This window comes from Desulfoferula mesophila (genome assembly GCF_037076455.1).
Taxonomy (GTDB): Bacteria; Desulfobacterota; Desulfarculia; order Desulfarculales; family Desulfarculaceae; genus Desulfoferula; species Desulfoferula mesophila.
Genome location: NZ_AP028679.1, coordinates 1682498 through 1697334, shown reverse-complemented (window position 1 = coordinate 1697334; position 14837 = coordinate 1682498). Strand labels below are relative to the sequence as shown.

General features: G+C 62.5%; 11 protein-coding genes. 4 read left to right on the top strand and 7 right to left on the bottom strand.

The features are described 5' to 3' along the window. Positions 1–29 precede the first annotated feature (29 nt). The 7 genes from AACH32_RS07465 to AACH32_RS07435 all read right to left on the bottom strand — a co-directional run bounded on the left by AACH32_RS07465 (position 30) and on the right by AACH32_RS07435 (position 7777). A complete protein-coding gene (locus tag AACH32_RS07465; protein ID WP_338606156.1) occupies positions 30–1529 on the bottom strand; it encodes a B12-binding domain-containing radical SAM protein in 1500 nt (499 codons plus the stop codon). A gap of 121 nt (positions 1530–1650) precedes the next feature. After that, positions 1651–2133 carry a GNAT family N-acetyltransferase gene (locus tag AACH32_RS07460; RefSeq protein ID WP_338606155.1) on the bottom strand — a complete coding sequence of 161 codons (483 nt, stop codon included), beginning with the start codon at positions 2131–2133 and terminating at the stop codon, positions 1651–1653. Between the two features lie 53 nt (positions 2134–2186). Further along, on the bottom strand, positions 2187–3182 hold the full coding sequence (locus tag AACH32_RS07455; RefSeq protein ID WP_338606154.1) for a D-alanine--D-alanine ligase family protein: 996 nt from the start codon (positions 3180–3182) through the stop codon (positions 2187–2189). A 7-nt stretch (positions 3183–3189) separates the two neighbouring features. After that, positions 3190–4206, bottom strand: coding sequence for a D-alanine--D-alanine ligase family protein (locus AACH32_RS07450; protein ID WP_338606153.1), 1017 nt, complete (start codon positions 4204–4206; stop codon positions 3190–3192). Between the two features lie 19 nt (positions 4207–4225). Then, positions 4226–5506, bottom strand: coding sequence for a KamA family radical SAM protein (locus tag AACH32_RS07445; RefSeq protein ID WP_338606152.1), 1281 nt, complete (start codon positions 5504–5506; stop codon positions 4226–4228). A gap of 85 nt (positions 5507–5591) precedes the next feature. After that, positions 5592–6236 carry a peptidoglycan-binding domain-containing protein gene (locus AACH32_RS07440; RefSeq protein ID WP_338606151.1) on the bottom strand — a complete coding sequence of 215 codons (645 nt, stop codon included), beginning with the start codon at positions 6234–6236 and terminating at the stop codon, positions 5592–5594. 134 nt (positions 6237–6370) lie between these two features. Beyond that, positions 6371–7777 carry a sigma-54-dependent transcriptional regulator gene (locus AACH32_RS07435; RefSeq protein WP_338606150.1) on the bottom strand — a complete coding sequence of 469 codons (1407 nt, stop codon included), beginning with the start codon at positions 7775–7777 and terminating at the stop codon, positions 6371–6373. 312 nt (positions 7778–8089) lie between these two features. On the opposite strand from AACH32_RS07435, the gene AACH32_RS07430 reads away from it, so the two are divergent. The 4 genes from AACH32_RS07430 (at position 8090) to AACH32_RS07415 (ending at position 14578) form a co-directional block, all read left to right on the top strand. Continuing rightward, entirely contained in the window at positions 8090–9487 is a 1398-nt protein-coding gene (locus AACH32_RS07430; protein WP_338606149.1) for a glycosyltransferase family 2 protein, read from the top strand. A 187-nt stretch (positions 9488–9674) separates the two neighbouring features. Next, positions 9675–10049: a hypothetical protein gene (locus tag AACH32_RS07425; protein ID WP_338606148.1), complete on the top strand. Its 375-nt coding sequence runs from the start codon at positions 9675–9677 to the stop codon at positions 10047–10049. Positions 10050–10337: 288 nt separating this feature from the next. Further along, positions 10338–11150: a PDZ domain-containing protein gene (locus tag AACH32_RS07420; RefSeq protein ID WP_338606147.1), complete on the top strand. Its 813-nt coding sequence runs from the start codon at positions 10338–10340 to the stop codon at positions 11148–11150. A gap of 413 nt (positions 11151–11563) precedes the next feature. Continuing rightward, on the top strand, positions 11564–14578 hold the full coding sequence (locus AACH32_RS07415) for a hypothetical protein (protein WP_338606146.1): 3015 nt from the start codon (positions 11564–11566) through the stop codon (positions 14576–14578). Positions 14579–14837 lie beyond the last annotated feature (259 nt).

Sequence of the window (14837 nt, the reverse complement as noted above, 5' to 3'; positions counted from 1 at the left end):
CATGCGATCCGTTATTTTGCCCGCGGCTTTTAACGGGCCATGAAAACCTTGCGGAAATGGAAGCCATAGATGGAGAAAGTTATGGCCATGGGAAACAGGCGGGGGCGGCGGAACAGGGACCAGAAAAACAGCTTCCAGTACTGAACCCGGGCCCCGTCCTTGACCCCCAGCAAAACCAGGCTCTTGAAAAAGGCCCAGGCGTAGCCGCGATGCAGGCTGACGTAGCGGATATGGAAGTGCCGCTTGCTTTTGACCTGGGGGCGGTATTCCCGCAGATAGTTGCGCACCCGGGCGTGATAGGGCCGGGGCGAGTAGATGCCGCTGATCACGTGGTGGTAGCCCTGGGACAAGGCTTCCAGGCCCATCTTGGGTTCCAGGTTGGTGGAGAAATCGGTGTTGTCGCCGCTGGCTTCCATGAGCAGGCGGCCTTCGGCCACGATGCGCTGGTAGAGCTGACTGCCCTTGGGCGCGTTGAGCAGGCCCACCATGGCGGTGATGATGCGGCTCTTCTGGATCAGCTCGATCTGCTTTTCAAAAACCGAGGGGGTGTCGTTGTCAAAGCCGACGATGAAGCCGCCCCGCACTTCCATGCCGAAACGCTGGATCTTCTTGACACAGGCCACCAGGTCGCGATTGCGGTTCTGCAGCTTGCTGCACTCGGCCAGGCTGTCCTCGTTGGGGCTTTCGATGCCCACGAACACCCCGTCGAAGCCCGCCCGCACCATCATGGTCATCAGCTCCTCGTCGTCGCTCAGGTCGATGGAAGCCTCGGTGGAGAAGACAAAGGGGTTGCGGTGCCGGGCCATCCATTCGGTCATGGCGGGCAGCACCTGCTTTTTCAGCTTCACCTTGTTGCCGATGAAGTTGTCATCCACGATGAACAGGCTGCCCCGCCAACCGGCGGCGTGCAAGCTGTCCAGCTCGGCGATAATCCGGCTGGTGTCCTTGGTGCGCACCTTGCGGCCGAACAGCGTGGTGATATCGCAAAACTCGCAGTGATAAGGGCAGCCACGGGAATATTGCACGCTCATGGAAGCGTAGCGCCTGAGCTTGAGCAAGCTCCACATGGGCACAGGGGTCTCGGCCAGCTCGGGGAAGCGGTCCGTGGTGTAGAGGGCCTTGGCCTGTCCGGCCTCCAGGTCGCGCAGGAAGGGAGGCAGGGTGATTTCGGCCTCGCCCAGCACGAAATGGTCCACCCCGTCGAACTCTTGATGGGAAGTGGTGAAAAGCGGTCCGCCGGCCACCACCTTGACTCCCGCGGCTTGGCAGCGCGCCAGTAAACGGACCACCGACTTGCGTTGAATGTCCATGGCGCTGATAAAAACGTAATCAGCCCATCGCAGGTGCTTGTCCAGCAGGGGCTCCACATTTTCGTCCACCAGCTTTTTTTGCCAGGTGCCCGGCAACATGGAGGCCACGGTAAGCAGCCCGAGCGGGGGGTGCAGAGCTTTTTTAGAGATGAATTTCAGGGCGTGTTTAAAGCTCCAGAAGGTATCCGGACTTTGGGGATAGAGCAAAAGAGCGTTCATTATTCTCCTTTTCTTTAAGTATAGCTAAATGCGAGGAGAATAGCTTGAACTGCTTTGCGCCCGGCGGCATCGTCATTCAATCGACACCCAAAGGCGAGGGCCCGCCGGGGACGGGCCGGGATCAATCCGGATCGTTCGCGGCGCCGGGGCGGGTGGTGCGCTTTACGTAGATCACCTTGTCGTCCCCCGGGGCGTAGAAATCCGGCAGCACCGCTTGGGGGGCATAGCCCGCGCTTTGGTAAAAGCGGCGGGTGGGGCGGTAGCGGGGCTGGGAAGAGGTCTCCACGTAGAGGCGCTCGCCCCCGGCGGCCCATACCCGGCGCTCCACCAACTCCAGCAGCTCGCGGCCCAGGCCCTGGCCGCGCAGGTGGTTCTGCACCACGATCCAGTACAGATCCCAGGAATGCAGGGTGCCGGCGATGGGCCCGTAGCAGGCATAGCCCAGCACCTGATCACCCTCCTGGGCGAAGACAAACAGATAGCCGCTGGACGAGCCCTTGGCCAGGCGCTCGTCGGCCAGCTCGGCGGCCACGGCCACCTCCTCGGGGCGGAAGAATCCGCTGGCCGCGGTCATCTGCTGGATCACGGCCACGTCGGAAGGCAATACTTCTTCCCGCCAAACAAAGGCGGGACGGGATTGGCTGAACATACTGGGTCTCAGACCCGTCCTTGTGGGGGTTGATGGCGATCGGCCAGGATGGCGGCCACCACGGCGGCTTGGTCCAGACCGGCCCGCAGGGCGGCGGCGGCGAACCCGGCGTCGGCCGCCAGGCAGGGGTTGGCGTTCACTTCCAGAATCCAGGGCTGCCCCTGCCGGTCCACCCTAAAGTCCACCCGAGCCCAGCCGCGCAGGCCGAACAGGCCCCAACAGGCGTGGGCCAGGTCTTGCAGGCGGGCCAACAGGGCCCGGTCCTCGGGGGGGAACTCGAAGCGGCGCGGGGTGTGATGATACTCGAAGGAGTTCGCCTCCCACTTGGCCCGGTAGCCCACCACCTTGAGCTGGCCCGCGTCGTAGCCCTCGAAAACGATCTCCGCCGGGGGCAGCAGGCGCACCCCGCCGGGCCCGGCCAACAGGGCCAGGTTGAACTCGCGGCCCTCGATGTAGGCCTCGGCAAAGCAGGGGCCGCCCACCTGGGCCTCTTTGGCGGCCAGGGCCTGGGTCAGGCGCAGGGGACGGTCGGCGGGCACCAGGGAGTCGTCGTCGATGCCCAGGGAGCCGTGCTCCCACACCGCCTTGATGAGCCAGGGCTCGCGGCACTCACCCTGCCCCGCGCCCTGGGTGGTGCGCCAGGCCGGAGTGGGCAGGCCGGCCTTATCCAGGGCCCGCTTGGCCAAGAGCTTGTGGGAGGTGAGCAGCATGGCCCTCCCCCCGGCCCCGCAGAAGGCCAGGCCCTGGTGGGCCAGCCACACGGGGGCGGTGTGGATGCGCGCCGCCCGGCCCAGGGGCTCCTCCACCAGATTGAACACCGCGTCGGGGCCCTGGCCGGCCAGCCGTTCCAGGCTCCGGCGGGGCGAGCCCTCCCAGGCGCAGAGCGCCGCTTGATGGCCGCCCGCCTCCAGGGCCAGGGCTACCTCGCGGGCCTGCACCAGGTTGTCGTCCTGGTCCGGCCGCGCCCCCACCGGAGGCGCGTCATGTAGTACCGATACTCTCATCTTTGCCTCAACCCACGCTCGCCGCCAGGCCGGAGGCGGGGCGAGTCTCGTTCCGGGCCCGCTCCCAGGCCGAGGCCACAATGCGCTCGATGAGTTTCTGGTAGGGATAATCCACAAGGGAGCAGAGGATGGGCAGGTCCGAGTGCTCCGGATGCAGCCCGGCCAGGGGGTTCACCTCCAAAAAGTTGGGTTGACCATGGGCGTCGCAGCGCAGGTCCACCCGGCCGGCGTCGCGGCACTCCAGGCCCCGCCAGGCGGCCAGGGCCAGTTCGCCGGCCTGGCCGGCCACCGAGCCCTTGACCCGACGGTAGCGCACCAGGTCGTCGCACTCTTCCTTGTTGCGCATGGTGTAGGCGTCCTGGTCGGCTCCGGCGCGCAGCGTTACCTCCATCACCCCGATTACCCGGGCCTTGGACCCGGTGCCCACGATGCCCACCGTGAACTCCCGGCCCGGCAGATAGGTCTCCACCAGCACCGGCTGACGGTAGCGCTCTATCAGCTCGATGCAGGCCTGGGCCAAATCCTCGGGGCCCTTCACCTTGGAAACCGCGCCGATGCCCCGGCCGGTGCCCTCGGCCACCGGCTTGACGAACAGGGGATAAGGCAGGCGCACCGCCGCGGCCTCGCGGGGCTCGGCCACCACCGCGAAGTCGGGGGTGGCCAGGCCCAGGTCGCGCACCACCCGCTTGGCCATGCCCTTGTGCAGGGTAAGGCACAGGGTCAGGGGATCGGCAAAGGTGTAGGGAACGCCGTAGTACTCCAGCAGGGCCGGGACCTGGGCCTCGCGTCCATAGCGGCCCAGGCCCTCGGCGATGTTGAACACCAGGTCCCAGCGCTCCCCTTGGGCCAGGCGGCTCACCAGGGAAGGTAGGGACCCGATGCGCTCCACCTGGTGCCCGGCCTTGCGCAGGGCGTCTTCGATGCCCTCCACGGTGCGGGGGCTGTCGAACTCGGCCACCTCTTCCTCGGAAAATCCTTGGGCCAGGTATTCCGAGCGCAGGTCATAGGTCATACCCACCAACATGACCATGTCTCCCAGGGGCTCAGCAGGCCGCCGGGCCCCACTCCCCGCCTTGGTCGGGGTAGGAATAGGTTTCACCCGCATAGTTTTTGAGCAGCAGATCCCCCCCTTGGCGGCCGATCACCGCCTCGGGGTACAGGGCCACCTTGCCGCCGCCGCCGGGGGCGTCGATGACGAAGGTGGGCACCGCGTAGCCCGTGGTGTGGCCCCTGAGGCCCTGGATCATCTCCAGGCCCCTGCTGACCGGGGTGCGGAAATGCCCCGACCCGGCAATGGGGTCGCACTGGTACAGGTAGTAGGGGCGCACCCGCATCTGCAAAAGGCCCTGCATCAGCTTGCGCATCACCGGCACCGAGTCGTTGACCCCGGCCAAGAGCACCGTCTGGCTGCCCAGGGGGATGCCCGCGTCGGCCAGCCGGGCGCAGGCCTTGGCCGTCTCTGGAGTCAGCTCCGCCGGGTGGGTGAAGTGCAGACTCATGAACAGCGGATGATATTTTTTGAGCCGCCGCACCAAGTCCTTGGTTATGCGCTGGGGCAGCACCGCCGGGGTCTTGGTGCCGATGCGCAGCATTTCCACGTGGGGTATGCGGCGCAGGCGATCCAGCAACCATTCCAGCCGGTCGTCGGCCATGGTCAGTGGATCGCCGCCGGAGATCAGCACGTCGCGCACCGAAGGCGTGGCTTCGATGTAGGCGATAGCCCGCTCCATGTCGCTCTTGCTGCGGGCCATGCCGTGGCCGTTCCCGCCCACCATGCGCGAGCGGGTGCAGTAGCGGCAATAGGCGCTGCAAAAGCCGGTGGCCAAAAACAGGACCCGGTCGGGATAGCGGTGCACCAGCCCGGGCGCGGCCATGTCGTGCTCTTCGCCCAAGGGGTCGTTGCTCTCACCGGGGCTCACCACCGCCTCGTACCAGGTGGGCACCATGGTGCGGCGCAGGGGGTCCTCCGGATTTTCCGGGTCCATCAAACTTAGGTAGTAGGGGGTAATCCCCATGGGCAACTTGCCCGAATGGGCGCTGAAGGCCCTCTCCTCGGACGGGCTCAGGCGCAGGAAGCGCGCCAGTCCGGTCAGGTTGGTTACCCGGTTGCGCACCTGCCAGCGCCAGTCGTTCCACTGGGCGGCGGTGACGCCGGGATAAAAGCGGCGGCGGAAGGAGGCCGCCGGGCGGGTTGCGCAAGGACGAGGCTCCAGGGCCAGGCCCGTCAGCGGCGCCGGGGGCGCGGCTGGGGTCAGAGTTTGGGCGGATGCGCAACCCTGATGGGGAGGCTCCGCGGCGGCAACGCTATTTTCGCTTCGACTCATTGGTCGTTCCTTCCAAAAATCTTCTGACTCGCTTGCCGTGGTTAAAGCTTTTCCGCCCGGGCCTGGGCCCGGGCGGATAGCCCAATTACTTCAGGCCCAGGGCCTTTTTGGTGGCCGCGTCCACCTTGCCGGTAACCTTCAGGCCGTTGGCCTTCTGGAAATCCTTCAGGGCGGCCTTGGTCTGCTTGCCCATCACGCCGTCCACCTTCAGGTTGTAGTTACCCTTGGTGTTCAGGAGGTCCTGCAAGGTGCGCACCTTGGGGTTGGGCTTCACAGCCACCTTCTTGGCGGTCGCCTTCTTGGCCTTGGCTTTCTTCGCCTTGGGAGCCGGAGCCGCCTTGGCTTCCGCCGGAGCGGCGGCGGCCGGGGCGGTGGCCGCCGGCTGGGCGGCGGCCGGTTGATCGGCGGCCATGGCCAACGGGGCCACGCACAGGGCCATGCCGACTACGGCCGCCAGGGCCATACCCGTAATCTTGCCTTTGCTGCTTTTGCTCATCTCAAACCTCTCGATCAAAATGGTTTTTCCCTCAGCCAGACTCTCCACCCGGCCCCAAACCGTCACTTCGCGCTTTAGGCGGCCCAAAAGCTCCGCTCCCACGCCGCCCTGCGCCACCCGGTAGGTGGACTCGTCATAGGCGGCGATGGCCACGGCCCTCGCCTTGCCTTGCGGGTCCCATTCCACCGGGATAACCAGTCCCGTGATCCGTTGGGTTTCGGCCTTGGCGTCCACCTTTTGTCCTTTCCCGTTCAGGTGCCGGTTCTCCCGCGGGAATAGCAAACGCCGTGCCACATTGTATGTAGCTGTATTTATGTTATTTTTTTCGAGTAATCCGCGGCAGGGAAGTGAGTTTTCCGCCTAGGAGCCTATTTGAAACCACGCGAGCTCAGGGCGTATTTGGCCAAAAGGTTGCGCAATTGGCGGGTGGTGACTCCGGCCTGGGCGGCCGCCTGATCCACCCGGCCCTTTTTGGCGGTCAGCAAACGCTCCAAATAGCGCCGCTCCACCTCTTCCACGGCCCGGCGGCGCACCTCGGCCAGGCTCTGGCCTTCGCTGGGCTCGTCAGCTTCTCCGGGGTGCTCCAAGGCCACCAGATCGGCCGGCAAACCGGCCAGACCCAGACGGCGGCCCCTCTCCAGGATGTAGGCCCGCTCCAGGAGGTTCTCCAGCTCACGGATATTGCCCGGCCAGTCGTAGGCGGTGAGCACCTGCATGGCCTGCTCGTCCACCCCGCTGATCCCCTTGCCGTACTTGCGCTCCAGGCGATCCATGAGATTGGCCACCAACAGGGGCAGGTCTTCGCGGCGGGAGCGCAGGGGGGGCAGCTCGATGGCGAATACGTTCAGGCGGTAATAGAGGTCGTTGCGAAAGCCGCCCTCGCTGATTTTCTTGGCCAAATCCACGTTACTGGCCGCCACCACCCGCACGTCCACCGAGATGTCCTGCTCGCCGCCCACCCGGGAAAAGCTGCCTTCCTGCAAAACCTGCAACAGCTTTATCTGGGCCGCCGGGGAGATGGTGCCCACTTCGTCCAGGAGGATGGTCCCCTGGTCGGCGATCTGGAACTTGCCCAGCTTGCGGCGCTCGGCCCCGGTGAAGGCCCCCTTTTCGTGGCCGAAAAGTTCGCTTTCCACCAGGGTGTCTGGTATGGAGCCGCAATGCACCGCCACAAAGGGGCCCTTGGAGCGCGACGAGTGCATGTGGATCAGGCGGGCCAAAAAGCTTTTGCCGGTGCCGGTCTCTCCGGTCAGCAGCACCGTGGCCCGGGTAGGCGCCACCATCTCCAGCTTTTCGTATACCTCGCGCATGAGCGGCGAGCGGGTGCGCAAAAGGCCAGAGGCATCTCCCCGCCAAGAGCTCTCCCGCAGATATTCCAGCTCCGACTCGATCTGGCGCCTGGCGTTGAGCCCGGCGATGACCAGCTCCACCTCGTGGGGATTCACCGGATAGGTGAGGTAGTTGTCCGCCCCCGCCTTTACGGCGGAAACGGTCTGGCGGATGCTTTCGGGAGGCGTGAGCACGATGAGCTGGGTGCCCCCCCCGGAGGCGCGAAAAGGCCGTAAAGCGGCGCCGTAGTCCGGCTCCGCCCCTGGTGTGAGCTGCTCATTGATAAAGGATATGTCCACAAAGGCCAGATCAAAACGGCGGCGGGCCACCAGCGCCAGACAGTCCTGGGCCGAGGCGGCTTCTTCCAAGCGTTGTCCGCGTTTTAGAGCGCTGCGCAGGCTGGCTTTCACCGAGGGATCGGTGGTGGCCACCAACATCGATTTCATGGCCCGCCTCTTTGGCAGAAGGTGTTTTCAGGCCGAATATTAACTCCGCCCCACCTATTTTCCCACAACAAAACAGCCGACGCGGCATTGATCGCCCGGTAGGAAGCTGCGGTTCCCCCCAGGCCGAGCCTGGTAAATAATATATCAAATATTATAGGTAGTTACCAAGTGGCATCCGAATTGCTTGCTGCTGATGAAGCCCACGGAAGGGCACCAACCTCGCACGCGAGGGCATACAACCATAAACAGGACAGACAAGTGGCCATTCCTACTATGTTTTACCGTAATCGTGTGCAGAAGCCCAAAGGCCCCATGCTATTGATTTGGACCATGTTGCCCCTGACCGCCCTGGCGGCCCTCGGCTTGGCGGCCTGGTTTTTCGGCGAGGATTTTTGGGACGAGCTTGAGATGCTGAGTTACGAGCTGGAAGACTCGGCCTGGCTCAGCCTGGCCCGCCTCTCTTTCTTTATAGTTATTTTTGCCCTGGTCTGGCGCGCTTACCTGGCCCTGACCTATCGCGACATGGAGTATTGTTCCGATCAGGAGCTTCCTTATGTAACCGTGGTGGTGCCCGCCTACAACGAGGGTGAGCAGGTATTGCATACACTGCGCACCCTGGCCAACGGCGATTACCCGGCGGAAAAGTTGCAGCTGGTGGCCGTGGACGACGGCAGCAAGGACGACACCTGGCACTGGATGTGCGAGGCCGGCCGTGAACTGGGCGACCGGGTGGAGCTGGTGCGCATGGCCGCCAACAGCGGCAAGCGCCACGCCCTTTACCAGGGATTCGCCCGGGCCAAGGGCTCGGTGCTGGTTACGGTGGACAGCGATTCCGAGGTGTTGCCCGACACCCTGCGCCATCTGGCCACCCCCCTGGCGCGCGACCCCCTGTGCGGGGCCGTGGCCGGCAACGTACGGGTGCTCAACCACCACCAGGGCCTCATCCCCCGCATGCTGCAGGTGAGCTTCGTTTTCAGCTTCGACTTCATCCGCGCGGCCCAAAGCCGCATTAACACGGTCACCACCACTCCCGGGGCGTTGGCCGCCTATCGCGACAAAGCGGTGCGGGCCGATCTGGAGAGTTGGCTGAACCAGCATTTTTGCGGCCGCCCGGCCAACATCGGCGAAGACCGGGCCCTGACCAACGTGGTTCTCAAAAACGGCTATCACGTCAACTTTGCACGCAGAGCCGTGGTGTTGACCGAGGTGCCCCTGCATTACAAGGGTCTGTGCCGCATGCTTCTGCGCTGGGCCCGCAGCAACCTGCGCGAAACCCTGGCCATGACCAGCTTCATCTTCCGGCGTTTCCGCAAGACCCCTGCCCTGGGCGCGCGGGTGGAGTTGCTCATCAGCCTGTTCTACCTGACCGCCGGGGAGTGGCTGAAGCTGGGCGCCTTGGGGGTGGTTTTGCTCAGCCCCCTGGTTATGGGCGTAAACCTGCTTCTGGGTTCCCTGCTGGGGGGCATCATACCCGCGCTGGTCTATGTGCTGCGCCACCGAGACAGCAACTTCCTCTGGGCCTTCCCCTACACCTTGTTTTACATGTTGGCCCTTTCCTGGATCAGCCTGTGGGCCCTGCTGACCCCGCATAAAAACGGTTGGCTCACCCGGGGGCTGCCCGAGCCTCCCCGGACCGCGGCGCTTCCTAGCCTGGCCGTGCCGGTGGCCGCCAAAGGGGAAACCGAATTTCATCGGGATAACCAATTGTAATTACGAGGTATAGCCCCCAAATTACCCAGCTGGCGGCTCAAAACGCGCCCCAAAGGGGAAACTGAATTTCCGCCAAGCCGTTTTTGCAGGCAACCAGGTATGTGTTTTCGGCAAGTTAGCGGTTAGCACGTTTATTGCTGTCAGCTGCCTATGATCGGATGCTCCTAACCTTTTTTGGAGGTGCCCCATGTTTGGCAAGCTATTCAAACGCGAGGACCCGGGCAAGCAGCAAGCCGCCCAGTCCGCGGGAGCCGAAGTAAAAAGTGAAAAGCCCCGGGAAATCCACGCCGCGGTGGGCCGGGAGCTGGTGGTCACCTACAAGGAAGACCCCGATTGGGTCTGGAAGCTCAAGCAGGTGCAAAGGCCTTCGGAACAGGGCAAGGACATCAGGGACTTCCGGGTGTACGACGCCAGCGTGGCCGCGGGCCGGGGCGTGGCAGTGCGCAACTTCGAGAGCCTGGACGCCCACCCGGAGCTGGTGCTCTACCACGGCTGGCTGAACAAAAAGAACAACGACGTTCAACTCAGCGCCGGCGCGGCCCAGGAGCAGCGGACCAACTAATAACCGCGAGGCGAACGCCCACCAACATGGGGCGCTAACTATGGGGCATGGAACTTGGCCGGGCCGGTATACACGCCCCACCAAGCTGCAAACGAAGCCCCACGCTCGAGCCCCCTTCCCACCAAGTAACGCGTTCCGGCGGCGGAGAAGATAACTCCGCCGCCCGGCCGCTACCCCCCTATTCGCTGAATTGCGAACCGGCAGCCGGCCATAAATGCTAAATTGACCATGGCGGCTTGCAGTGCGGCCTTACGCACCGGGCAATCAGTCACTACCGATAAAGGCGCGATGAGTCACATTCGTTTCAAACAGCTTCTCCCGCTTCTGGCGATACTGGTTTGCTTGCCCGCCTGCGCCAATCAGCTCTCCCCCCGCTACCAATCAATGCCTTACATGGAAAACGCGCGGCATGTGGCGCAAAACCCCGCCTTCCTTAGGCATCAGGGCCCGCCCAAGGTCTACGCCACCACTGACCTGAAAATTAATCTTTTCCGCCTGGCCCAACAGGGATATTTGCTGGTCGGCTATTCGTTGGCCCCCGCTGAATGCGGCAATCTCGACCAGGCCAAGCAGACCGCGCAAGAAATCGGGGCGGCGATCGTTCTGATTCAAACCAGGGACGCCAAGCTCAGGGGTGTGCTGGATGCCTACCCGTCGCCCCCTCTGGCCCGGACGGAGGCCAAGCAATTCGAGGTGTTCGCCCAAGCCTTGGACGGGCAATCGTTCGCCAAGATCGGAGGCAAGCTGAGCCCCGGCGCGCCAGGCGGCGCGGACTGCGTGGCGGTGTTTTTAGCCAAGCTGAAAACCAGCAAGATCGGCATGCTGGTCGACGCGGTCCCCTCCGATACCAAGGCTCGACTAGGCAAGAACTACGGCAGGCTGGTTTTTGTGGTCATCAAGGGCTCCCCGGCCGAGCAGGCCGGCATCTCGGCGGGCGACGTATTGCTCGAAGTGAACGGGCAAAAGATCGCCAACAATCGGGACCTGGCCGAAGCCCTGGGGTCCTGCAAAAAGCGAACTTTCACTTTTAGGATTTGGCGCGGCGGAACAACCAGAACCGTGCTGGTTGAAAACGTGAAGTTGTCCGCGCCGCACGAGTGATTCTAGGCCGCCTGGGCAGGGGCTGCTCGAGACATCCACGGCGGACAGAATTTCCCAGACCGTTTTTCCCGGTCTCTCAATCCACATGCGATCGCCCTCCACGCGCCCACGGCGGCCGGAGTTCCGCCGGGTGCCTCCCGGCGCCTTATGGACGCCTGAGCCGCAAGCCTGTCCCCTTCCTGGTTGGACACCTCGGGCCGACAATCGTCGACGTATTGGGCCCTCCCCTCTCGGCATAGGCAGCTGGCACAGCAGGAACGTCGACCAATCCATAGAAGGGACGCCTGGAAGAACAACTGTAACCTTATGATTTGATATGTACATTGCAAAGAGTTAGAGTGGATTGTCCGCATAGCGGCTTGTCGAACCGCGCAAAGCTGAAAAACTACCTTTCAATTTTTTAGGCATAGGCATTGGCCAGCAAAGCTATCCGCCTGAAACATAGTTCAGTACTATTTTTTATTTCCCTCGTTTTGCTGGGTCTGACTGGAACGTCTTATTTCTTGCCGCGTCATTTTGGCGTGGCGGTCGATGCCTTTTTGGGGCGCTCCGCTGCTGGCCCCCCTGTGATGAGAACCAAGGCGCTCGCCATTAATTTTGATTCGACCCGCCCCTTTCCATTTCAGATCACTGGCGGCAATTTGTCCCTGCGTTTGCAGGGGACCTTACATTTCCCGCCGAACAGGCAGATTCGCCTGGCTGTGGCCAGCCTGGGCCAGGGCCGACTGCGCATCCAGGGCCGCACCCTGGATTACATCGGACTCGGGGAAACCCCCTGGCCCGCCGATTGGCAGGTAAGCGCCCGCAACGAACCCGGCCGGGGAGAGACAACCCTCAGCTTTGGCCGTCCCCTGAATGTTGCGGGTCTGGTGTTTGATTCCATACCCTCCGGTTGCAGGGAGGGCAGCGGCAGCTTGCGGGCCGCCCTCCTGTTGGATGGCGACCGAAGCCAAGAGTTGGGAGAGTGGCGGATACCCAGCAACAGGCCCACGGTGGCGGACGCGTTCTTCCCGGCCCGAGCGGCCAAGGGAATCAAATTGCACCAGGAGGCGGGTCAACCGGCCTTTTGTTGGCCTGCCCTTGGAATCTACGCCATAGACGAGGCATGGCTCGACCACCACAGCCTTGTTCTTGATCCTGGTCAGAGCGAAAAATTCCAACTTACTTACGTTCCCCCATTGGCGGGCGACGGCAAGAACCCCGGCAGAATAAAGCCTGCTTATGGCCCGCTGGTTTTGTTCTGGAAAATCGGCCCGGCCCCCTGGTCTCCCGTGCCCGCTGCCGCCTTGGTCGTCTCCCCTGATAGCGCATTCGCCACCCGGGCGGTCGGGGCGCTGCTCCAATATCAATCCTGTCTTCCCTGGCTTTGGGCAGGCTTGCTTTCCGGCTGGCTTTTTTTGCTGGGCCAACGATCTCGCCCGTCCCGGCCTGAGCCACAATCGGGCGCTTGGAAGTGGTCATTGCTTGCGTTGCCGCTGCTTTGGTGGATCGTAATCGACGATCTAGTGGGGATCAGCGGAGCGTCCCATTATTTTTCAAGGTTTATCTTTAACGTCAGGTGGCAGGATTTAGGCAACCAACCGTGGCCATGGCTAGCCGGAATGCTGGCGGGGGCCTGCCTCAGTTACCTGATAGCGTGGTTATCGGCGCGCAGCAAAATAAATTGGGCCGCGGGAACATTCAATTTTTTCATGGCGGCTTTTTTCCTGCTTCAGGCAGCCATGATTATCTTGTGGGTGCAAAAGCTGGGGCTTCAATCGCCCCTGGTTTCAGAGGACAACGGCAGTTTCATCTACGGCTATTACTTGTGTGACGACGCGCGTCTGCTGGCCGTCAACTACAACCCGTTCTGGAATGCCGGCGCCGTAGAATGGGAGCCCATACGCAGCGGCATAACCGCCCTTTATATGCTGGGGCGTCCCTTGGTCTGGTTTCTCCCCCTACTCCAGGCCTACACCTTTTCCACGCCCATAATCTTTGCCCTGATCCTGCCGTGGGCCGTGTTTTTCGGGTTGAGGTGGGCGGGTATCGGGCGAGGCGGCGCACTATTCGGGGCTCTGCTTTCCTTGATGCCTTCGACCAATTGGGCCTTTTGGATGGCGGAGGGGGCAACCGGCGGTCTTTTGTCGGCCGGCCTGACCCTGCCGGCCCTGATCCTGTTTTGGCGGCTTTTGCAAGACCCCGCGCCCCAATGGCGGCACATCTCGCTTCTGGTGGTTTTTTTCTCCCTGGCGCTGATGTGGCTGCCTTTTGTTTTTGCCGCCGGTGTCCCCGCGGCGGTCATCATTTTGCTGCACTGGCGGGATATGCAACCTCGGCGCCTAGTCAAGGTGGGCGCGACCATAGCCTTGATCGCCGGGGTCAATGCCGTATGGCTTATCAGTTTTTTGCAAAATTTCCCGGTGGGGGACTTTACCGGCCATACCATGCAGCCCTGGACGCAGTCTCTTTGGGCACAATTTCTGCATCCTTTCGAGGTTCTGCTAAGCGAGGTCAATCCGTTGATTTTGGTCTTGGGCGCAATTGGCTTGCCCCTGTTGCAGCCCGGCCGGAGGCGTGACCTCCTAGTGTTTTTGGCGTTGGTATTGCTGGTCATAATTTTATTGGACAACATGCTTCCCAATTATCAACTCATCAGGTTGCATCAATACGTCGCCACGCTGTTGATCCTGCCCGCCGCCCTCTTCTGGGAGCGTTTGTGGACAGCCCAGCCCAAGGCATGGGCCAGGCGCGCCCTTGTATCGGGATTAATACCGGTGCTGGCCCTGCAAATTGTGGCCACCGGCTTGTTTTTTGACATCAGGGTAGGCAGCCGCATGCCCAGCGTGGCACCGTGGAGTTCTCTGGCCCTGGCCGGCTGGATCGGCCGTCAAGAGGCGCCGGCAGGACGCGTGCTTTTGGTCGGCAACACCCAAAAGCAGTATCACGGCTCGGCCGCCTACCTGCAGATGCTGTCCAACAGGCCCATGATCGCCGACTTCTATATTTGCACCCTGCAAAGGAAGCTGGAAGTCAACCTGCCGGCTAATCTTTGCTTGAGCCCGCCGTCAAAAGATGATTTCCGCGAACTGATCGAGCTTTACAACGTCGGGCAAGTGGTCAACTACTTGGGCCAAAAAAGTTGGGACCGCTTTCTTTCCGGCCTGCCTTATCTAAGGCTGAGGCAGGTTATCGACGAAAAGTTCGCCATATATGAAACGGCACTCAAGCCCGGCTTTTTTGCGACGGGACAAGGCGGGGTGGTAGAGGAATTCAATCGCCTTAAAGTAACACCTGCCGGAAAGGGCCGCCTGGTCCTAAAGTACAATTACTCCAAGGGGCTCTCCGCCACCCACGGAGTGCGCCTGTCTCCGGTTCGGGTCTGGCCAGGCGTAGATTTCATCGCCGCGGATGGCCATGACGGCCAACCTTTTGAGATCAATTTTTGATTCTAGCCGGTACCTGCCAATTTTCAGGATTGGCTTTTGCGGGCTGATATGTTGATCAAGCCTGGGGGGAGCCGGGTTGGCTCCCGCGATGCGCGCCCCCCTTTCGCGCGATGTCCGTGCTCGCCTAAATAACAGAGGCTCCCGGCCAATCTCGTGATCGGCCGAGAGCCTCGTAACAGCCTAATCTAACGGCGTGCAATTTGCTGCGCCTGGCCTAATTCGATCATGCGGCCGACGGATTAGCATTTATATATGGGGT

Excerpts from the sequence above, each read along its gene's own strand:
- AACH32_RS07455 (WP_338606154.1), bottom strand. The coding sequence starts at position 3,182 with ATGAGAGTATCGGTACTACATGACGCGCCTCCGGTGGGGGCGCGGCCG.
- AACH32_RS07450 (WP_338606153.1), bottom strand. The coding sequence starts at position 4,206 with ATGTTGGTGGGTATGACCTATGACCTGCGCTCGGAATACCTGGCCCAA.
- AACH32_RS07420 (WP_338606147.1), top strand. The coding sequence starts at position 10,338 with ATGAGTCACATTCGTTTCAAACAGCTTCTCCCGCTTCTGGCGATACTG.
- AACH32_RS07445 (WP_338606152.1), bottom strand. The coding sequence starts at position 5,506 with ATGAGTCGAAGCGAAAATAGCGTTGCCGCCGCGGAGCCTCCCCATCAG.
- AACH32_RS07435 (WP_338606150.1), bottom strand. The coding sequence starts at position 7,777 with ATGAAATCGATGTTGGTGGCCACCACCGATCCCTCGGTGAAAGCCAGC.
- AACH32_RS07430 (WP_338606149.1), top strand. The coding sequence starts at position 8,090 with ATGCTATTGATTTGGACCATGTTGCCCCTGACCGCCCTGGCGGCCCTC.
- AACH32_RS07465 (WP_338606156.1), bottom strand. The coding sequence starts at position 1,529 with ATGAACGCTCTTTTGCTCTATCCCCAAAGTCCGGATACCTTCTGGAGC.
- AACH32_RS07425 (WP_338606148.1), top strand. The coding sequence starts at position 9,675 with ATGTTTGGCAAGCTATTCAAACGCGAGGACCCGGGCAAGCAGCAAGCC.